At 40.3% G+C, this 20,450-nt stretch carries 19 protein-coding genes and 1 pseudogene; 1 reads left to right on the top strand and 19 read right to left on the bottom strand.

What is annotated here, in order from left to right; all coding sequences use genetic code 11:
• The 9 genes and pseudogenes from NC799_RS17100 to nagA all read right to left on the bottom strand — a co-directional run.
• Positions 1-260, bottom strand: a pseudogene (locus NC799_RS17100) (phosphate-binding protein); the annotation flags it as partial.
• 247 nt (positions 261-507) lie between these two features.
• Complete coding sequence (locus NC799_RS17095; protein ID WP_272447643.1) at positions 508-1,380, bottom strand: hypothetical protein; 873 nt, start codon at positions 1,378-1,380, stop codon at positions 508-510.
• Between the two features lie 173 nt (positions 1,381-1,553).
• Positions 1,554-2,114, bottom strand: a complete 561-nt coding sequence (locus tag NC799_RS17090) for a DUF7713 domain-containing protein (RefSeq protein ID WP_272447642.1) — start codon at positions 2,112-2,114, stop codon at positions 1,554-1,556.
• Between the two features lie 850 nt (positions 2,115-2,964).
• Positions 2,965-3,942, bottom strand: a complete 978-nt coding sequence (locus tag NC799_RS17085) for a hypothetical protein (RefSeq protein ID WP_272447641.1) — start codon at positions 3,940-3,942, stop codon at positions 2,965-2,967.
• 27 nt (positions 3,943-3,969) lie between these two features.
• Complete coding sequence (locus tag NC799_RS17080) at positions 3,970-6,006, bottom strand: DEAD/DEAH box helicase (protein ID WP_272447640.1); 2,037 nt, start codon at positions 6,004-6,006, stop codon at positions 3,970-3,972.
• Between the two features lie 157 nt (positions 6,007-6,163).
• Complete coding sequence (gene murQ, locus NC799_RS17075; protein ID WP_272447639.1) at positions 6,164-7,060, bottom strand: N-acetylmuramic acid 6-phosphate etherase; 897 nt, start codon at positions 7,058-7,060, stop codon at positions 6,164-6,166.
• 12 nt (positions 7,061-7,072) lie between these two features.
• Positions 7,073-7,798 carry a GntR family transcriptional regulator gene (locus NC799_RS17070; RefSeq protein ID WP_272447638.1) on the bottom strand — a complete coding sequence of 242 codons (726 nt, stop codon included), beginning with the start codon at positions 7,796-7,798 and terminating at the stop codon, positions 7,073-7,075.
• Positions 7,791-8,552 (bottom strand): glucosamine-6-phosphate deaminase, encoded by a 762-nt coding sequence (nagB, locus tag NC799_RS17065; protein ID WP_272447637.1) that lies wholly within the window; start codon positions 8,550-8,552, stop codon positions 7,791-7,793. Before nagB ends, NC799_RS17070 begins: the two co-directional genes overlap by 8 nt.
• 4 nt (positions 8,553-8,556) lie before the next feature.
• Positions 8,557-9,756 carry an N-acetylglucosamine-6-phosphate deacetylase gene (gene nagA / locus NC799_RS17060; protein ID WP_272447636.1) on the bottom strand — a complete coding sequence of 400 codons (1,200 nt, stop codon included), beginning with the start codon at positions 9,754-9,756 and terminating at the stop codon, positions 8,557-8,559.
• A gap of 433 nt (positions 9,757-10,189) precedes the next feature.
• Here nagA and nagE point away from each other — a divergent pair, with 433 nt between their 5' ends.
• Positions 10,190-11,635, top strand: coding sequence for an N-acetylglucosamine-specific PTS transporter subunit IIBC (gene nagE / locus NC799_RS17055; RefSeq protein ID WP_272447635.1), 1,446 nt, complete (start codon positions 10,190-10,192; stop codon positions 11,633-11,635).
• A 334-nt stretch (positions 11,636-11,969) separates the two neighbouring features.
• Here nagE and NC799_RS17050 read toward each other — a convergent pair whose 3' ends face one another.
• The 10 genes from NC799_RS17050 to NC799_RS17005 form a co-directional block, all read right to left on the bottom strand.
• The gene (locus NC799_RS17050; RefSeq protein ID WP_272447634.1) at positions 11,970-12,185 is read right to left on the bottom strand and encodes a nucleotidyltransferase substrate binding protein; all 216 of its coding nucleotides are present in this window, start codon (positions 12,183-12,185) and stop codon (positions 11,970-11,972) included.
• Positions 12,161-12,466 (bottom strand): nucleotidyltransferase family protein, encoded by a 306-nt coding sequence (locus tag NC799_RS17045; RefSeq protein WP_272447633.1) that lies wholly within the window; start codon positions 12,464-12,466, stop codon positions 12,161-12,163. The genes NC799_RS17050 and NC799_RS17045 overlap by 25 nt, the downstream gene beginning before the upstream one ends.
• Positions 12,467-12,626: 160 nt before the next feature.
• A complete protein-coding gene (locus NC799_RS17040; RefSeq protein ID WP_272447632.1) occupies positions 12,627-13,367 on the bottom strand; it encodes a GDSL-type esterase/lipase family protein in 741 nt (246 codons plus the stop codon).
• A 130-nt stretch (positions 13,368-13,497) separates the two neighbouring features.
• Positions 13,498-13,962: a ribose 5-phosphate isomerase B gene (rpiB, locus tag NC799_RS17035; RefSeq protein ID WP_272447631.1), complete on the bottom strand. Its 465-nt coding sequence runs from the start codon at positions 13,960-13,962 to the stop codon at positions 13,498-13,500.
• Positions 13,963-14,025: 63 nt separating this feature from the next.
• Entirely contained in the window at positions 14,026-15,066 is a 1,041-nt protein-coding gene (locus NC799_RS17030) for a LacI family DNA-binding transcriptional regulator (protein ID WP_272447630.1), read from the bottom strand.
• A 265-nt stretch (positions 15,067-15,331) separates the two neighbouring features.
• Positions 15,332-16,123, bottom strand: a complete 792-nt coding sequence (locus NC799_RS17025; protein ID WP_272447644.1) for a carbohydrate ABC transporter permease — start codon at positions 16,121-16,123, stop codon at positions 15,332-15,334.
• 122 nt (positions 16,124-16,245) lie between these two features.
• Entirely contained in the window at positions 16,246-17,136 is an 891-nt protein-coding gene (locus tag NC799_RS17020) for a carbohydrate ABC transporter permease (protein WP_272447629.1), read from the bottom strand.
• An 87-nt stretch (positions 17,137-17,223) separates the two neighbouring features.
• A complete protein-coding gene (locus NC799_RS17015) occupies positions 17,224-18,597 on the bottom strand; it encodes an ABC transporter substrate-binding protein (RefSeq protein WP_272447628.1) in 1,374 nt (457 codons plus the stop codon).
• A gap of 105 nt (positions 18,598-18,702) precedes the next feature.
• On the bottom strand, positions 18,703-19,563 hold the full coding sequence (locus NC799_RS17010) for an NAD(P)-dependent oxidoreductase (RefSeq protein ID WP_272447627.1): 861 nt from the start codon (positions 19,561-19,563) through the stop codon (positions 18,703-18,705).
• Between the two features lie 43 nt (positions 19,564-19,606).
• Positions 19,607-20,302, bottom strand: a complete 696-nt coding sequence (locus tag NC799_RS17005; RefSeq protein ID WP_272447626.1) for an RraA family protein — start codon at positions 20,300-20,302, stop codon at positions 19,607-19,609.
• Positions 20,303-20,450: the final 148 nt, after the last annotated feature.

Below are 20,450 nucleotides of genomic sequence, written 5' to 3'. Positions count from 1 at the left end.
CCTGCATTCACTTGAATGTCTGTACCAGGATTTTGGTTCATGAATTCTTCCGCTGCAGCTGCAACTAATGGTTGCATCGCACTTGAACCAGAAATGATGACAGAGCCAGTCAATTCTTCTGTTTCCGCCGGTTCTGTTTCCGTCTTATCGGAATTATCTGTTGATGCCTTCGCTTCTCCACCTGAACCACATGCAGCAAGTAACCCGATCAGTAAAAAAAGTAATACAGCTAATAATGAAAATTTCCCATTCTTAAGCATGTTCAAATCCCCCTAATGTTAATCTAATGTAATAAAGCATGTCTTACTTTGCTTCTACTACATAGTAACTTAGGAAGGTTAAGCCAGAGTTAAGCAAGTGTAAATAATTTGTAAATGTTGAAGTTTGGGGCCAGGATCTTTTGCTTAGCTGTTACCGACATGCAAAGTAGTAGCCTTTGGAATCTTTCGGTAGTTTTACTTGGGGTGTTTGTAGGAGGGAAGTATTAATAGATGAAATAGTCAAATTTCACTCATTGCTCCCCTCTTGTTGTATCCGTGAATCTAAAAGTCCAATTGCAGCTTGGTTTATTTCTACTATATTCTCAAGACGACCAAAACGACTGCTCATTTCCGATCTGAAATTAGAAATATCAATTTGTAACTGATTTGCTTGGAAGGCTGTCTCTTTTCTATGTTCTTCCTGCTTCCTAGCAAGAAGGTCTTGTTTTTCCAACATATCATCCAGTCTTTGCCCAAGACCTTTCGATACTTCCTCTAACTTGCCTTCAAATACTACTTGCTTCTCCGCAAATTCCGATTGGCCTTTGGACATTACTTCTTGCTTTTGTGCAAATTCTGATTGTTGTCTTGACATTTCCTCTAACTTTCCTTCAAATACTACTTGTTTCTCCGCAAACTCTGTTTGTTTACTTGATACTTCCTCTAACTTTCCTTCAAATACTACTTGTTTCTCCGCAAATTCCGCTTGGCCTTTGGACATAACTTCTTGCTTTTGTGCAAATTCTGATTGCTGTCTTGACATTTCCTCTAACTTGCCTTCAAATACTACTTGTTTCTCCACAAATTCCGCTTGGCCTTTGGACATAATTTCTTGCTTTTGTGCAAATTCTGATTGTTGTCTTGACATTTCCTCTAACTTTCCTTCAAATACTACTTGTTTCTCCGCAAATTCCGCCAGGCCTTTGGATATAGCTTCCTGCTTTTGTACAAATTCTGATTGTTGTCTTGACATTTCCTCTAATTTGCCTTCAAATACTACTTGTTTCTCCACAAATTCTGTTTGTTTACTTGATACTTCATCTAACCTTTGCCCGAATCCAGATTGACTCTGTTTTACAGACATAATCTCACTTAAAATCTGATGAAGAATTTCTTCCATTATACTACACCCCCTCACATCAGTTACCATCATATTATCACAGCAAAATCACCCTCACAAATTATCAAAATAACAAAATCAGAAGGAATTTGTCCGATAATTTTATAAATTACTAGGGGTGAAATGACAAAATCCAAGCCATTTAATCGTAAGAAAAGCAACTATCACATAAGTCACTCGACATCATCTGTTGGGTCAAACATCTTTAATTTAAACTGAAAGCCTTCGAAGGACATGACCATATCGCCTAATTGCTCCCAAGTGTATGGCTTCCCATCAATAATCACCAACGGACCACGGTCAGGACCATCGTACTCTAATCTTCCTACCACATCATCATCAATAATCGATTCACTCTCAAATCCACTCGGAGAACTAGACGTAGTTAAATAAGATTTTGCTACACCATGATTAACTTTATCGATTAGTTGCTGAAACAACTCTGATTGATTACAGTCTACCTCACCGTGCACCACAAACCGATAACCATATTCAATCGTTTCTTTAGCTTCAATAAAAATACCGATAGGATCAAGTTTTTGTGAAACAACGAAATTCCTTCGAACACCAGTATCATCGTTAACAGAAAAGGACTCTAAGTGAGATTCTAATTCAACGCCTAACATATCAACCATTTGCTCGTTGTAGCAGTGAAGACATAAGCGTTCATCCCCATCCGTGTGGGCCATCGTAATTTTCACTTCATTCTTATTGCATACATCACATAATCCCAAGTTGTCAGCCACCTTTAGTGTTATTTTTCCACCTACATATCCTTCATGATTTAAACGGAAATCGGACCCGAGTACACTTAAGAAAAGCGCAAGTCGCGCCTTCGAAACAAGAAAACAACTTGTTTCTGCGATGTCTATTCTTAGAAGTGTTCCTTAGTGCCCACTCTAGGGCAAGTTTAAGTCAAGCCTCGTAATGGCTGGAGAAGCGGGAATTCGCGCTTTTCTGGCCGAATTCAGCCTCGATTCGGACTCAATCTACCAAGATTCGCGCTTTTCTGTCCGAATTCAGCCTCGATTCGGACTCAATCTACTCTGATTTGCGCTTTTCTGTCCGAATTCAGCCTCGATTCGGACTCGATTTACTCAGATTCGCTCTTTTCTGTCCGAATTCAGCCTCGATTCGGACTCAATCTACTCTGATTTGCGCTTTTCTGTCCGAATTCAGCCTCGATTCGGACTCGATTTACCCAGATTCGCGCTTTTCTGTCCGAATTCAGCCTCGATTCGGACTCAATCTACTCTGATTCGCGCTTTTCTGTCCGAATTCAGCCTCGATTCGGACTCAATCTACTCTGATTTGCGCTTTTCTGTCCGAATTCAGCCTCGATTCGGACTCAATTTACTCAGATTTGCGCTTTTCTGGCCGAATTCAGCCTCGATTCGGACTCAATTTACCAAGATTCACTCTTTTCTGTCCGAATTCAGCCTCGATTCGGACTCAACCTACCAAGATTCACTCTTTTCTGTCCGAATTCAGCATCGATTCGGACTCAATTTATCCCGAGAGGCTAGGAAGCGGAGTAGACAAGCTCTCGAATCTTTTTATGCTTTCTTATCCTTGAACAAATAGTTACGTTGCACTGCCGGCCATGACAGGCTTCTGCCCCCAATCAAATTGCATTGTAATCGGATTATAATAAAGCACATGCTGTTTTCGCTCAGACCGGAACGTAACTTCAATCAAATATTGTAATAATGGAACGACATATACAATCCCATGGTCAAGTTCAATTTCAGTATGACCGTGATACTTTTTCTTAATTTCCTCCACTTGTTTATCCTTTTCGATAAGGATTGCTTCTGTTTTTGACATGATCTCGCGCTTTTTATCCTCACTTAATCCTTTTCTTGATGCTTTTTTATTGTTCTCTCGACCTAGTTCCATGTAATAGGACTCGATTCGATCAATGTCTTGTTGTAGTTGCGGATCTTGCTTCCGTATTAGTTGTTGCTCATTAGCGATTGCCTCCACATGAGCAAAGGCAAGTTCATATGCCTTATCAAAATGTAAATCTACCGGCATTGGATAATTGTACAGTGGCTCGGTTTGATACATGATGTTCATTTGTGCATCCTTCATCGTTTCTGAAATATCCCCAGTGATTAAGTTGACCCAAACCTGAATAACATCTTCTTCTTTTTCATCCGAGATAAACGCCGTATGAAACTGAAAGACAGCCCATGCGCCCATCACATGCCTCTCATCAAGAATAGCAATCTTTCCATTTATATCTAAAGAATCGGTCATCTTCTTGACTGGATGTGCAAGCGTATGTCTTTCTACCTCAGCAAATCTTACCGTACTTACCGCTTGTTGATTAGCAAGGTATAACACTTGTTCCAATATAAAGCTTCCAAATGTTACAAATTCTGATTGTGGATTTTCCTGTGCAACTTCGAAATCAAAGGCTAATTCAAGCTCCGTTTTGTTTTGAAAAAAACCTTTGTATTCTTCGGGAATTAGCACTTGACAGAGGGCATATTCGACCGGATCAACTACACCCCCAATTCCTTCTATTATTTTTGTCACAAAGCTTTGAAGCTGCATCGATACCCACCCCTCGCACCATAATGTTTAAAACAGCTTATCATCTAATTCTTTTTGCTTGATTAGTTTTTGTTTATTTTCAAACAGTTTATCACCGATTTCTTCCAATTCTCGTTGAACGTCTTCTTTATCGTTTGCCTGGGCCCACGCTTTCATCATTAGTTCAGCAAAATCCTCCTCATCATTTTCCATATCACCAAGGATAGCGTCTACTTCACCAACGACGAGCTCAAACATATTAATCTTTCGGTCTAGCAAGTCAAGAATGTAGTATTCTATCGTATCTTTAGCAACTAAATTATAAACAAACACATCATTCGTCTGACCTATTCTGTGGATACGGCCGATCCGCTGCTCAATTGCCATTGGGTTCCACGGCAGGTCAAAGTTAATCATTCCATGACAAAATTGGAGATTTCGCCCTTCGCCTCCAACTTCTGTGCTGACAAGTACATCTGCATCCCCTTTAAAATAAGCAATCTGCTCTTCTTTTTCTTTTCGCTTTAATCCACCGTGAAACTCTGCCACTCGGAAACCTTCGTCTCTCAACAAATTTGCTAGAAACTGTTGGGTTGACTTATATTTAGTAAAAATGAGCATTTTTCCATCAAATTTTTTCAAAATAGAAATGAGCTTATTCACCTTTGGATTATGTTGTCCTTCACTTTCTACAACACTTTTTGCCCTTTCTGAAAAGCGGTGTAAAGCTTTTTGGTCAAAGGTAGAAAGCTCCGGATTACTAGCAAGTCTTTCAAGCGTTTGAAGCATCGATGTATAGGTGCTACCCATTTGTTCTTGCAAATTTTTTAACTGGAAACGACTGATTGATGGCTTTTCTTCTCGATACTTGTTACGAATAAATGCGCTAATGTCTTCATATAACTTTTGTTGTTCAGGTGGTAGCTCAACAGCTGTAGTAAAAGCTTTCCGTTTCGTGAACTCGACATCAACGTTACTTCTTTTGTTGCGAATCATTACGTCTCTAACGAGGCCCTTTAGTTTATCGGTATTTTTAACCTCGATACCATCCTTGCTTTCCATGAAATTTTTCTTAAAGTAGCTGTATGTTTTTAACTGGCCTGGCTTTAAGAGCGTGATTAGGTTATAAAGTTCCTCCAAATGGTTTTGGACAGGTGTTGCAGTCAATAGGAATATATATTTTTTGTTAATTCCATTGATGAATTTCCATGCTTGTGTTTTTCGATTACGCAAATGGTGCGCCTCATCAACAATAACTAAATCATAATGCTGGTTAAAAATTGCTTCGCGGTGTTGCTTCCTTTTTGCAGTTGAAAGGGAGGCAATTACTTTCGGGTAGTGGGCCCACGCATCATCTCCCATCGATTTAAAGGCAGAATCATCCGTCTTGATAAAATCCTGGTTGAATTTCCGTTTCATTTCATTTTCCCATTGTTGAACAAGGGAAGGTGGCGTAAGAATAAGCACCTTTTTCACGAGTCCACGCATGATGTATTCAAGCATTGCCATACCTGCTTCAACCGTTTTCCCAAGCCCAACTTCGTCAGAAAGCATAACCCTACCCTTATACCTGTTTAAAATTGCTTTTACTGTATTTACTTGGTATTGAAAGGTTTGTGCTTCGCGGATATAAGGAAGACAGATTAGCTTGTCCGCATTCGTGTTCATTTGAAACTGCTGCGCAATCTGATAGAGTTGAAACCAATCTTCAGAATCACGTCGAAACATCTTCATTCCGTCTATAACCGTTTCATACCGATTATCACGCTTACTAGCTTTCCTTGTAGTTGCTTCGGTAGCTTGTGGGGGAGAAACTTCAATTCTACCATCTTCGGTTTGCCCAATGAGCAGGTAATCACCCTGGTACGGTGAGAAAAAACCTTTCATTCCTCGACTATTTAACAACTTTTCTTCCCAGTTAATTGTAAATTTACGAGATAAACCTTGATGATTGACCATCTCAAATTGGCCTGAAGTATCTATATCTATTGTTTTAAAAAACTGAACGAGCGTCTCGTCCAATTCCAATGCATGTAAATCTAGTAGCTCTCGGTCAAACTTAAATAGAAAGCGCTCCACAGTCATCACCTCTTTATTTAAAAGGATATTACATCTATTTTAGCATAAAGAGAAGTCTTGTAGTGGATGTTTGCTAGTTAAGCAAAAAATCTATGTGTCGCTCTTTGCCACAAAAATTTTCCGATTAAGACCTCAAGACAGCTCTTCGGTTTTTTAAACTTTCTTACCTTCCCTGATATGCCTTGATTGCTGCCTTCAAATGACCTTCTTTTTCCAGCAAAAAGGCTTCAGCCTGCGTCATGTCAGCGCCAGTCAATGCGATAAAAATAGCTACCTTCAAATTGTTATTCGTCCGCTCCATTAATTCTTTCGCTTCGACTTCCGCTATACCTGTCACATCGATAAGCGTCTGTTCCGCCCGCCAGGCTAGCTTTTTGTTGATTAATTGCACATCGACCATTTCGTTGCCGTACACTTTTCCTAAGCGAATCATTGTACCGGTTGAGATCATATTTAACACGATTTTTTGTGCAGTACCGGCTTTCAACCTTGTTGAACCACGAATGACCTCTGGGCCAACAACAACTTCAATTCCACAATCACTCATTGACGTTGAAATAGTCGCATGATTACAGCTGATTGAAATAGTTGAGGCCCCGATTTCATTTGCATAGGATAAAGCCGCAACAGAGTACGGTGTTGAGCCACTTGCACTAACAGCAATCACTACATCATTCGCTCCGAAATCATAACCTTTGAGCTCTGTAAGGATAACCTTCTCATCGTCCTCATGCTGCTCAAGTGGTGACCACATCGCATCCTTTCCACCTGCAACAAAGCCGACCCAGCGGCCATCCTCCACTGAAAAAGTAGGCCCGAGTTCCGCAGCATCAAGTACACCAAGTCGGCCACTCGTCCCAGCTCCAACGACGAATACCCGACCAACTCCTCGCCATTTTTCGACGACCAAGTCGATTGCTTTGGCGACATCTGGAAGTGCTTTTTGCACCGCTTCGTTGATCACTCCGTCTTCTTTGTGCATTAACGTGACGATTTCAAGCGAGTTCATTTCATCAATGGTTAAACTGTTTTCGTTCAACGATTCTGTTACATTTGCCACCTGTCACCACTCCTAGCCCCGTTTTAAGTCAATCATGAATTTGTACCGGTCTGCACGATAGGTTGATTTTACGACTTCAAACACTCGATTATCCGCAAGTCTCGAGGTACGCTGCATAATCATCACTGGCGAATTTTCTGGAACTTCAAGCAACCTCACTTCCTCTTTGTTTGCAATTGTTGCTTCAATTATTTGCTGCCCTCCAGCAATTTTCAGCTGTAAGTTTTCCTCGGCATATTTGTAAAGAGAATCCTGAACGATCGTCTTCGTTAACCCTTGAACTAAATTGGCTGAAATATACGTCCGCTCAAGCGCCATTGGAATCTCTTCCGCCAAACGAATCCGCTTGATTTCATAAACCGGGCCATGCTCCTTTATATTCAACTGCTTTGCAAGCTTCAGGTTGGCCGGAATAATTTCAAAGTTCAATAGCTTACTACTAGCTTTCATGCCGCGAGCCTTCATATCCTCAGTAAAGCTCGTCAGTCCTTTAAGATTTTGCTCAAACTTTTGCTCCGTAACAAACGTACCTTTTCCTTTAACACGATACAAGTAACGGTCGTTGACAAGATTAATAATTGCTTGTCTAACCGTCATCCGGCTTATCGCATATTCGTCTGCATATTCTCGCTCAGATGGTAGTCCATCACCAGGCTTAAGTTGCCCCGATTCAATTAGCTGTTTAATCCCTTCTTCTAGTTGATGATAGATTGGTACGGGTGAGTTTTTGTCAATCATCCTCAATTTCTCCTTTACGGACGGGCACGTTGATATCGCCTAATGCGTCATGATCTGCAATAATGCTAACATTAGGATGCTCACGAAGGATAGACGCAGGAAATGCAGGGTCCACCTTTCCCTCGAGTAATTGTGCTAATGCGTTACTTTTTCGCTCACCCGACACTAACAAAAGAATTTCTTTACTCCGCATAATCGTCGCAATCCCCATTGTAATTGCTTGTTTCGGTACCTCGTCGATATGGTCAAAAAAGCGCGCATTCGCCTTCCTAGTTGCCTCGGTTAAATCAACAACATGGGTTTTCGTATCAAACGCTGTCCCTGGTTCGTTAAAACCAATATGCCCATTGCTACCTAACCCGAGCAGCTGGACGTCAATTCCACCACTTGCCGCTATTTTTTGCTCATATCGATCACATTCCGCTTCAAGATTTCCCGCTACTCCATCCGGAATATGTGTCTGTGTTTTTGGAATGTCAATCGAAGTAAACAACATGTCATCCATGTAATGATGATAGCTACGCGGATCATTAGTCGCTACCCCAACGTACTCATCAAGATTAAATGTCGTCACATGTTGATACGACGTATTGTTTTCCTTATGATCCTTTATCAAAAAGTTATACGTTTGGATTGGCGTACCACCTGTCGCAAGTCCTAGTGTCAACCGGTCGGTATTTTTTATTTTTCCAAGTAAAAACGACGCAGCGACCTGACTCATATCGGAATAGTTCTTTGCACTGATCAGTTTCATACCGTTAGTCTCCTCTCTTATAGGCAAGCTTCCCTCGACAAAATGTCATGTAAACGTCATTGTCCTCATCTAAAATGACGAGATCTGCATCCTTGCCAACAGCTATGCTTCCTTTTCGGTCAAAAATCCCTAGTTCTTTGGCCGCGTTAGTCGATGACATTTTAATCGCATCTTCTACCTGACAGCCGCTAAACTTTATCATATTTCGAAAAGCATGACCCATTTCCAATACACTTCCAGCAAGCGTCCCATCCGGTAAATACGCTTTATTCCCTTTTACCGTCACTTCTTGACCACCTAAATCATACGTTCCATTTTTCAAACACTTCGCCCGCATCGCATCGGTAATTAGTTGCAGTCGGTCGGCCGTCTTCTGCCGAAAAGCTAGCTGAACCGATTCTCGCCGTGAGTGAACACCATCAGCGATAATCTCTACCACTAAGTCATCACGGAGCAGTGCAGCACCAACGACACCAGGTTCGCGGTGATGAAATTCCCGCATTTGGTTATAAAGATGGGTGACGTGCGTCAGTCCTTGTGCAATCGCATCGTCGACTTGTGCAAGCGTTGCATCGGAGTGTCCAATCGATGCAACCACACCCGTTTCTTTTAAATACCGCGTTAGCTCGATCCCACCTGGTTGTTCAGGAGCAAGTGTTACCATTTTAATCTGATTACGAGCAATTTCCTGCCATTTTTGAAAAAGTGCTACATTTGGATCAATAATATGCGCAAGCGGCTGTGCTCCAGCCCTTTTTTCATTGATAAACGGACCTTCGAGATGGATCCCGATAACTTCAGCAGCCCCAGATGAAGCTTGGTTAGTAATAAAATTGCCCGCAGTTTGCAGCGCCGTTTCAATTGCTGCCACTTCTTGCGTAATCGTTGTAGCAAGAAAGCTTGTCGTTCCTTCACGAGGTAATGCAGCAGCAATTGTTGCAAGCGCCTCTGGTGTTGCATCCATTGTATCCGCACCATTTGCTCCGTGAATATGGACATCAATCATACCTGGAACCATTTTATATCCGGCCGGTAAATCGATCACTTCCTGACTCGGATGCCCGTTTCCAACTTCTGTCTGATTAGCGATTTCCTCACCTGCGCCAACATCGGTTATTTTCCCATTGTTGATTTTAATAAAGCCCTTTAAAAGCACTCCCGCTTCTGTATAAATCGTAGCATTGTTAATGATCACTGTTCCCACACCACACTTATTTACGTATTTATCAATAGGATAGCATCCATTGATATAGTTGTCTAGACATTTGAAATCTAACTGGTTTACTCCTAGAAAAGCTTGTCAGGGGTAGGCGTCCGGAACTAGAACAGCTCTTGGATCTTTTTAAATTTTAAGAAAAGCGGAAGCGCCTTGATAGACTTATGACCCTGAGGGGCTAGGCGTCGGAGCCAGACAGATCTTGGATTTTTTAATTTAAAAAAACTTCAAATTTCAACGATGAAAGCATTTTCTTTTTAACCAAACATAGATATACTATTGGTATAGACAGGAGCAGGAGGACGGTCCTCCCGCTTCCAAAAAAGGTGGTGATGGACACGAACAGGTAACAAATGGGACAAGATAGCATTGTCCTGCATGGGCATTTATTTTTTAAAAGATTAATAGGAGGTTGTTTAAATTGATGAATTACTTGCAAAAACTTGGCCGCTCGCTCATGCTACCAGTTGCCGTATTACCAGCTGCTGCAATTTTAATGGGGATTGGTTACTGGATTGACCCTTCTGGTTGGGGTTCTGATAGTGCAGTTGCCGCTTTCTTAATTAAAGCCGGCGCTTCGATCATCGACAACATTCCAATCCTTTTTGCTGTCGGCGTTGCGCTCGGCATGTCTAAAGATAGAGATGGGTCGGCCGCATTAAGTGGTCTAGTCGCCTACCTTGTTACAACGACTCTACTATCACCTGGTTCTGTTGCAATGCTACAAGGCATTGACGCGGAAGCTGTGAACCCTGCTTTCGGCAAAATCGAAAATGCGTTTGTTGGTATTATTTCAGGTATTATTGCTGCTAATATGTACAATCGGTTTAGCCATGTGAAATTACCAGATGCCCTTGCCTTCTTTAGTGGCAAGCGACTCGTTCCAATTATGACAGCCGTTTCGATGATTATTACTTCTGTCGTTTTATTTTTCATCTGGCCTGTCGTCTATACCGGATTAGTTTCCTTTGGTACGTCAATTGCAAATTTAGGGGCAGTTGGCGCTGGTTTATACGGTTTCTTTAACAGACTATTGATTCCAACTGGTTTACACCACGCATTGAATTCAGTATTCTGGTTTGATGTTGCTGGTATTAATGATATTGGTAACTTCTGGTCTGGAGAAGGGGAAAAAGGGGTAACTGGTATGTACCAAGCAGGATTTTTCCCAATTATGATGTTTGGCCTTCCAGCCGCTGGTTTAGCGATGTACCATACCGCAAAAACAAAGAAGAAAAAACAAGTCGCTTCACTGATGTTAGCTGCAGGGTTCGCCGCCTTTTTCACAGGTGTTACCGAGCCAATAGAATTTGCATTCATGTTCGTAGCACCAGGCCTTTATGTTGTGCACGCTGCTTTGACTGGTCTTTCGCTAATGATTGCATCCCTGTTTAACTGGACAGCTGGATTTGGCTTTAGCGCTGGTTTTGTTGACTTTGTTCTAAGCTCGCGGTTACCACTTGCTAACATGCCTTACATGCTGATCATCCAAGGGCTCGTTTTTGCAGTTATTTATTACTTTGTTTTCCGTTTCTTAATCACTAAATTCAACATCAAGACACCTGGTCGCGAAGACGAGGAAGATAGTGCAGCAGATGAAGCGGTAATAGCTGGTAAAGACAGGATTGCTACGATGGCTTCAGAAATTTACGTTGGGCTTGGCGGCGATGAAAACGTAGTAACCGTTGATAACTGTGTTACTCGCCTCCGCCTTGAAGTTAAAAATATGGACGCCGTTGATCAAGATCGAATCAAAGCGACCGGCGTTCCAGGCATAAACGTCATTAATTCAAAAAATATCCAAGTAATCGTTGGTACACAAGTCCAATTCGTTGCCGACGAAATCCATAAAATCCGCAAGAAGTAGAAACATGATCGGAGCAGGGGGAAAGGTTCTCCTGCTTCTTTTTCGTTGATAAGCGAAGGAAAGCGGGACTAGAGGAGAGGTTCATCATCCCACAAAAGAATATAATCTGACTAGGTGAAGAGCCAAGCATGTGCGGTTAGTTAAGGCGAAAGACCCTACCTTTTAATATTCTAGTTTGATTCCATGTATCTGTCCACTTGTTCCTTACTGATAATCCCTTACTCTGTCCTTTATCCGTTCAATAATAGATGTTAATAACGCTTAATACCGCTTTAGCTTTGAGTGAATTTTAATCGCAAGCTCTTCATTATAAGTATGGACCGTGAGATTCCGATCATTCACCATTTCTAACCCTAGGTGACGCCACATCAATCCCCTCTAGGTCATATAAGTACTGCTTAGCCGCTTTCCAACATGCTTCGAATGAGAATTCAAAACGTTGAATGGATGCGTCTCGTTCCACACTGCTTGGGCCCTCTATGATAACAAGTTCATGAAACGAACGTAATGCTTTTTCAGCAGAGATTATCCTTTGTTGTAATCTTTCCATAACACACCCTCCCTTTCCACATTAATTTTCAATTCATCACTTGCATCACTCAAATTAACAAATTCTACTCTATATGGAATAGTAGATTCTTCCACTCGATCAATCAAATCTGTCCATTTAGATGTGGGAAGCAGTGAAATTGGCTCAATTGCAATATCAATATCCGAACTTTGTTTTTCTTCATGTCTAGCCCAGGAACCGAAGAGATAGATCCGCACTCGTTCTTCATCCAACACATCTAATATAATATTTTTCAACTCATCCAAAACCTTCTTACACAATTCCACTTCCTCCTTTAAGGACACAAGGGGGGACGATTCTCCTGCTTCTTTTTGCTTCTTGTCCAGCAATTGAACCCCCCTGGAGCATCCAATTAAACATAGCTATATCGACTCAAAAGGCCACCCTCTTGCAATGCGTTTGTGTTTTTTCCATTAACTATTAAAACCCGAAAGCGTATAATCCTATTTGAGCAAGCAGTTCTTGTCCGTCAACTGTTGGGTGGATATCCCCTTTAATGACGTACTCACCAGAATCCGTAAATGCTGTGTTTGCATCAGCAATAGTAACCCCACTCACTCCGAATTTCCCTAACATGATCGGTAATGATGCAAATGCAGCATTAACACCTTGTTCATTATCTAGCAATACCGGTGCATAACTATTCAAGGCATCGCCTTCCCCGAACGGATTATATATATTATAAACTACGAGCGGCGCATCGGTTAACTTACGAATTTCACCGATTGTTGCGATGATGTTTGTTACTATATTTTGTGTAGCATTCTCAACCTCATTTTGCAGCGTAGCTACATCTACTGTACCAACCTTGCGCAAAACGGCTAACAAATCATTACTTCCGACACTAATCGTAACATAGTCTGCATGCTTTAGTGCATCGCGAAATGTATCACCCGTTGTGACTGCATCAAGCAATTGTTCTGTCGTCCAACCAGGTTTGCCCAAGTCACGAACACGAAAATCAGCTTCTTCTCCAATAAGATAAGGATACGCATCACGCGAGGTGCGATTATTGTTATTTTCTAGATTATACCCAAAAGGAATCGAATCCCCGAGGGCTACTAATGATTTTTTCGCTTGCTCACTTTTTGCAAATACAGTTCCTGTAAAAGAAAGACTCATAACTAACACAACTACCATAAGCTTAAATAAATGTTTCATGGTTTTTTCTCCTTTGATTAATATTTTTATAGATTAATAATTAGATAAGAACCGGTAATCGATTATGAAATATTAGTTTCCAAACTAAATAAGCAAGGGAACTTGTACTGTCCCCCTGCCCATTTCAGTTTCAATCGCCAAGCTCTTTCATCCCTTCTTTTTCCAAAAGCTCAAGCTTCCTCACTCTTCGTCTGAAATGTTCCTCCGTATTAAACGTTGCTGATACAAACGCATGGATTAAATCCTTTGCGAGCCAAGGTCCAACAATCTGAGCACCAATACACATGACATTAACGTCATCATGCTCTACGGCTTGGTGCGCCGAATGAACATCATGGCAAACAGCTGCGCGAATCCCAGGAATCTTATTTGACGCAATAGCTGCTCCTACTCCCGTCCCACAAAATAGGATACCACGATCCTTCCTACCCGATTTAACTTCACAGCAAACTAGCTTGGCTATATCCGGAAAATCAACAGGATCAGTAGAAAAACAACCAAAATCGGTAATTTCACTACTTAACTCTTCTAATAATTCGTTTAACTCAATCTTCATCTTATATCCACAGTGGTCACTTCCTATGGCAAGTTTCATTTTCCAACTCCCGACTTTTAAAAATTTTCACTTCCTACTAAATTTCGATTCCATAAAACAGCGCTACTTCTTAACCGCCCAAACAACAGAAGCACTGGTTGCACCACAAGATTTCCGAATAATTAGTTCAGGCTGTAAAATAATCTTCTGCGGCTTGTCAAAATTATTGTTTTGAATTGTTTCAATTAAAATTTTAGCAGAAACTTTTCCAAGCTCTTTTGCTGGTTGTTTAATCGTTGTCAATGGTGGGTCTAAGTGTTTTGCCCAAATTGTTTCGTCATAGCCAACAATTGCAATATCCTCAGGGATTTTTAATTCTAGATCTTTAATGGCGTCTACAATCTCCAAGGTTATCATGTTATTCGTAGAAAAAATACCATCTATTGATGGATTACTTTTCAAAAAGTCTATAATAATACCCTTGATATTCCCCTTTTCCCTTTCAATCTCTAGGATGTTAAATTCGCTGGAAGAATAACCGTGGGCAAGCATTGCAGCTCGATATCCTTCCAAACGCTCCCTCCAAGTACTTACATACTTGTTCTTATAAGCAATTGATACGACGTTTTTTCGATTTTTTTTCAAAAGGTGGTCAACCGCCATAAACGCACCCTTAATATTGTCAACAACCACATTATGAGTTTCAATTCCATCTACTTTACGATTAATAAACACCATCGGATATTCTTCCATGACCAAATCATTATATAATTTCGTGTTAATCGCTGTGGGATTAATCACAATTCCATCTACTTGTCGCATCTGGAATTCCTTTATATATTGTTCTTCCAACTCAGGATCTTCACCAGAGTTACATATCATTAAATTGAAGCCTAATTCCTGACATGCTTCCTCGGTACCTTCTAATACATTGGCCCAAAATGGATTTTTTAGATTAGAAAGGACCATCCCTATGACATTGGTTCTTGAGGATTTTAAACCCTTTGCTAAGGCATTTGGTCTGTAATCTAGTTCTTTAATTGTATCCAAAACCTTTTGAACTGTTTCCTCTGTATTATTATTATAATTACCATTAATAATTCGCGAAACTGTTGTCTTGGAAACCCCCGCCTTTTGCGCTACATCTCCGATTGTTATTTTCATCTACACCACCATATTTCTACTTTTTTGTAAAAGATAACCAAAAATCACTTATCGATAAACTAGCTATTCTATAAAAATTGACGGGATTTTACAAAAGTTATTTATTCTTATTCCTTACATTTCACAGAAAGAATTTCATCTCTGGTGAACTAAGCCTTTATCTAATTGGGAATCGTTTTCTAGAAATGTTACCAAATATTTGTATCCTTTGCAATTATATAGTCTAGTTATTATTTGATAACTTAATGGTTAAATTTTAAAATAATTATCCTTTTAAACCTCCAGTCGCAATTCCTTCGATTAAATATTTCTGGAAGAAGATAAAAATAGCAAACAAAGGTACTAGTGATAAAATCGACATCGCAAACATTGCTCCCCATGAATTTTGACCCATTGCATCTAAGAACATCCGTAATCCCAGTGCAACGGTGTACTTGTTGATATCACTTAAGTAGAGCAACTGCCCGAAGAAGTCATTCCACGTCCAAATGAAGGTGAAAATCATTGTTGTAATGACAGCTGGGAGAGCCAATGGTAATATAAGATTCCAATACATCCTAATTTTTCCACATCCATCAATCTCAGCAGCTTCTTCTAATTCTCTTGGGATGCCTCGTATGAATTGAACCATTAAAAAAATGAAGAATCCCTCAACAGCCATGAATTTGGGTAGAATCAGTGGCCAAAAAGTATTAACCATTTCAAGATTATTAAAAATAATGTATTGTGGTATGACAGTTACATGAAAAGGAAGCATAAGTGTCATTAACATAAGTCCAAACCAAACCTTTTTAAAAGCAAAGTCTAGCTTAGCAAATGCATAAGCTGCCATTGAACAAGACATCACATTGCCAATAATGGCTAACGACACTAGAAAAAACGAGTTATAAAAGAATTTACCGAAGCTAACACCAGATAACCCTTTCCAACCCTCCACATAATTAGCAAGCGTAAATGTTTCTGGCCAAAAAGATGGACTCGTAAAGATTTCAGTTTCAGGTTTGAATGAACTACTAAACATCCAAATGAGTGGATATAACATCGCGACACCTAACATAATGATGAACGCATGCTTCAATATCTTTGAAATATGAATGGTTGACTTTTTTTTATTTACATTTGTTGATAGCTTTGTTCCTTTTTCCATCGAAGCAACCTCTGTTTTCACCTTTCTCACCTCTATCCTTGGTAAAACACCCATTTTTTAGATGTAGCAAAAACTAATGCAGTAACAATTCCAATCGTGACTAACAATATCCATGCCATGGCTGATGCATAGCCCATTTGGAACTGAGTAAAGCCATTTTGGTAAAGATATAGCGTATAAAATAATGTAGAGTTTAGTGGACCACCTGTTCCTCCACTTACGATATAAGCAGGGGTAAACGCTTGAAAAGCACTAATTATTTGCATTATTAGATTAAACAGTATGATGGGCGAAAGCATCGGAAGTGTGATTCGAACAAATTGCTTGAACCTTCCCGCTCCATCAATTCTAGCCGCTTCATAAAGATCGACCGGTATTTGTTGAAGTCCAGCAAGAAAGATGACCATCGGTGCCCCAAATTGCCAGATAGTTAACACAATCAACGTATACAACGCGGTATCTGGTGATGAAATCCAATTCATTCCTTGCAAACCTAAATAAGCTAGCAAATTATTAATTAAACCTTCCCCACCAAAAATTTGCCGCCACAGTATAGCAATCGCGACACTTCCCCCAAATAAAGACGGCACATAATAAACTGCACGATAGACTTTTAATCCTTTTATCCCTTTATTAAGTAATAGGGCGATCGCTAACGCAAAGCTGAGTTGCAGAGGAACTCCAAGAAAAACATAAATACTTGTAACCTTAACACTCGCAATCCATTTTCGATCCTGAAACATTTCCAGATAGTTTTGCGCACCAATCCAATCCGGTGACGTAAACATGTCGTAACTTGTAAAGGATAAATAGAGCGATGTCATCATTGGGATTGCAGTTAATCCAATAAGGCCAATTAACCACGGTGTCAGAAATAAATATCCGATCCAATTCCTCTTCCATATTCGCTTAACCACTTCCACACTTTTGCCTCCTTCCAGTAATCATCATTAGATGGTTTGGGGGACAGATCGAAGCATATCCCCCATTTACCTAGGCCATTTTTTTGCTTATTTTAAAATTCTTTCGGCCTGGTCCATAAAGTCTACAACCGCTTCCTCAACAGTCATTTGTCCAAAAGCAATTGCTGAAGCATTGTCTTTATAGACTTGCTCCAATTCTGTTACACCAGTAGGAGAATATGGAGCTGGTTTAGCTAACTCAACTGTATTTTCAATAAATTCAACCGTTCTAACTTGTGGTGCCTCTAGTAACGGTTTAATAAATTCAGACATCTTAGTGTTACCAGGAGCACCTTGTTCTACTTTAAATAACTCCAAGGATTTTTCTGTATTAACGAAGAAGTTAATAAACTTAGCTGCTTCTTCAGGATTTTCTGATGATTCTGTTACGCTTAAGTAAGCGCCTTCAATAAATTCACCGCTATCTCCTCCAACAGGAGTTGGGATACGAACAATTTGGATTTCTCCTTCATCAAACTGATTCTGATAAAGAGTGATTTGGTTTGCTGGTATTTGTGAAAATGCTGTCTTTCCGGTAACAAACATGTTTTGTTCAAGAGGGGCCCCTTCATACTCAGTCGTCGTAGCTGCATCAGGAATCAAGCCTTGCTGTCTAAAACTATCCCACATCGCCCACCAACTATTTAAGTCATCACTTTCAAATCCAAGTTGGCCATCCTCTGTAAACAAATCTTTGCCTAATGAACGTAAGTAGTAACGGAAATTTGGCTGTAATTGCCCTCCGGCATAGTCAGATGTGCCATAAATTTCTCCTCCAGAAGCTTCCACAACTTGCTTTGACAGCTTCTCCAAATCTTCATACGTCCAGTTTAAATCTGGATAATCAATACCTAACTCATCCAATACAGCAGTATTGTAAACATACCCTGACATTGTAATCCCCTTAGCAATCATGAAGACATCATCATCAATTTTTCCACTATTAATGACAGAATCTGGTGTATTGCTTGTGTCAATGATACCGGAGTCAATAAAATCATTTAAAGGTAACAATGCTCCTCTTCGGGCATAGTCAGATACATAAAATTGGTGCATGCTGACTACGTCAGGTGCGTTCCCACCCGCAGTTTGAGTTGTTAACTTATCCCAATAATCAGTCCATCCGCCGAATTCCCGTTTAACAGTAATATTTGGGTTTTCTTCTTCAAAGCGATCGACAATAGCATTATAGATTTCGTTACGACCGGTATCTCCCCACCAAGTAAAACGAATTTCGACTTGCTCTTGTTCCTCAGCGTCTTTATTGCCAGTCTCCCCACTACCTGAATCCGTTTGATTTTCTGTAGAACTGCTGTCGCCAGATCCTTGGTCGTCACTAGATGCACTTTCCCCCGAATTACAAGCGGATACAATCATAAGTACAAGTGTTAATAAGATACCTAAAAGATGCCTTTTCTTCACCTTTATCTCTCCCTTATAGAAAATAAATACTTTCCCGCATGTTGTAAGTGCTTAAAATATTTTATCATGCAACCAAAAACTAGCCCTTTTCCTATAAACAATCGTTTAATTAGAAATGTATTTGCTGATTGCAGCAAAATCCATTTCTGCATCGGTCTTCTCTGCCATCTTATATAACTGCAAGGCCAATGCTCCTAATGGTAAAACGTTGGTGTTTCCTTCGTCAACAGCGATTTGTACATCTTTGCGCATCAATTTTAACTTAAAGCCAGGCTCATAGTTTTCATCGATTAACGTATCAAGTTTATTCATCAGCATCCACGACGCACCAGAGCTATTGCCAATAACTTCACGAACAGACTCCATGTCAACATTCAACTTTTTAGCCAGACTAACTGCCTCAGCAGATGCAATCATGTGAATTCCAGCAAGCATCTGATTGATTGCTTTAATTGCTTTACCAGCTCCAATTGGGCCAACTAGATAGATGTTTTTAGCCATCGCATCCAAGACGTGACGCACCTCATCTAACAATCCACTTTCACCGCCTGTCATGACTGTGAGTGTGCCTTGTTCTGCTCCTGCTGTACCGCCACTAACAGGAGCATCTAACACCCTCGTTCCTTTTGCTTGATACGTTTCATTTACCTTTTTCATCATGTCTGGTGAGCCAGATGTCATTTCGATCAAAATCTTATCGGCTGAAAGTTGTTCCAACACGGAATCTGAAAGTAGGACTGCCTGCATTTCTTTGTCGGTTGGCAAAATACTAATTATTACATCACTATGAGAGATGATTTCAGCAACTGTTGGATATTCCATTGCACCTTTATCACGCAATACATCAACTGGATGTCGATTCCTATGCACTGCAATATTGACATGAAATCCATTTTCGATTAAATTTCTGGCCATTGGAAATCCCATAGCCCCAAGTCCAATGAAACCTATTTTTTGTGTAGCCATTCTCTCCCCTCCTTCTCAGTTGAATGAAACATGCTAAAGAGTATTATTTTACCGTTTCGTCTAGCTCCCAGCCTAGAGTTTCGTAATGTTTTCTTCTTCCATCTTTGTCACCACGTAGTTCTTGGTGAGCATAAACAGCTACATCGTACGCTAGTTTACTAGGCACAACAACTACTCCATCTCCATCAGCAACAATGACGTCGTTAGGATAAATTGCAACCCCACCGATTGCTACAGCGGTGTCCTTTTCATAGAAACGAATACGTGCCTGGTCCATCCCTTGTGAAACAAATTTTGACCAAACCGGAATTCCCTGCATGATTACTTCATCTGTATCACGGATACCTCCGCCGTTTGTTAGGTAACCAACAGCACCTTTGGCTTTGAAAGCAAGTGTGTTATTTGATCCCAAAATTCCAACATCGGTACCAGCTATGTCCATACAAATGAAATCGCCAGCAACTATATCTTCACCCCATGGATCATTACACACTTCACTATAGTACCACTTGACCCATTCTGTATATTCATCACCAGTAACACGAGGAACCGGACCTTCGTACGGTACATAACGAGCAGTTCTTGCAATACCAACTACTTTTGTTCTAAATAAAGGCTTGATGCTATGATGAACTGTTCCGTAACCATGCATGCCAACCCAATCCATTCCATCTCGCACATCCGTTACACGTAAATCCTTATACAATTCTAAAATTTCTTCTCTATTAAACTTTGTCATTTTCCATTCTCCTTTTTATCAGATATTTTTTTAATGCTACCCACTATTTCACTACAAGTTTTCCGGTTCGAAATCAATCACCTCCTTAAATGAATTACCTTTGATAATTAACTGGGCTTAAAGTGAGATTAGTAGCGAAGCACTAAAG

The organism is Aquibacillus salsiterrae (assembly GCF_028416595.1).
Lineage (GTDB): Bacteria > Bacillota > Bacilli > Bacillales > Amphibacillaceae > Aquibacillus_A > Aquibacillus_A salsiterrae.
The sequence above is the reverse complement of the archived record's forward strand: the minus strand, read 5'-3'. Positions and strand labels throughout refer to the sequence as shown.

Excerpts from the sequence above, each read along its gene's own strand:
- rpiB (WP_272447631.1), bottom strand. The coding sequence starts at position 13,962 with ATGAAACTTGCCATAGGAAGTGACCACTGTGGATATAAGATGAAGATT.
- NC799_RS17005 (WP_272447626.1), bottom strand. The coding sequence starts at position 20,302 with ATGACAAAGTTTAATAGAGAAGAAATTTTAGAATTGTATAAGGATTTA.
- NC799_RS17050 (WP_272447634.1), bottom strand. The coding sequence starts at position 12,185 with ATGGAAAGATTACAACAAAGGATAATCTCTGCTGAAAAAGCATTACGT.
- NC799_RS17095 (WP_272447643.1), bottom strand. The coding sequence starts at position 1,380 with ATGGAAGAAATTCTTCATCAGATTTTAAGTGAGATTATGTCTGTAAAA.
- NC799_RS17085 (WP_272447641.1), bottom strand. The coding sequence starts at position 3,942 with ATGCAGCTTCAAAGCTTTGTGACAAAAATAATAGAAGGAATTGGGGGT.
- NC799_RS17030 (WP_272447630.1), bottom strand. The coding sequence starts at position 15,066 with ATGAAAATAACAATCGGAGATGTAGCGCAAAAGGCGGGGGTTTCCAAG.
- NC799_RS17080 (WP_272447640.1), bottom strand. The coding sequence starts at position 6,006 with ATGACTGTGGAGCGCTTTCTATTTAAGTTTGACCGAGAGCTACTAGAT.
- nagB (WP_272447637.1), bottom strand. The coding sequence starts at position 8,552 with ATGAAACTGATCAGTGCAAAGAACTATTCCGATATGAGTCAGGTCGCT.
- NC799_RS17025 (WP_272447644.1), bottom strand. The coding sequence starts at position 16,123 with ATGTTAGGTGTCGCGATGTTATATCCACTCATTTGGATGTTTAGTAGT.
- NC799_RS17010 (WP_272447627.1), bottom strand. The coding sequence starts at position 19,563 with ATGGCTACACAAAAAATAGGTTTCATTGGACTTGGGGCTATGGGATTT.
- NC799_RS17070 (WP_272447638.1), bottom strand. The coding sequence starts at position 7,798 with ATGATTGACAAAAACTCACCCGTACCAATCTATCATCAACTAGAAGAA.
- NC799_RS17040 (WP_272447632.1), bottom strand. The coding sequence starts at position 13,367 with ATGAAACATTTATTTAAGCTTATGGTAGTTGTGTTAGTTATGAGTCTT.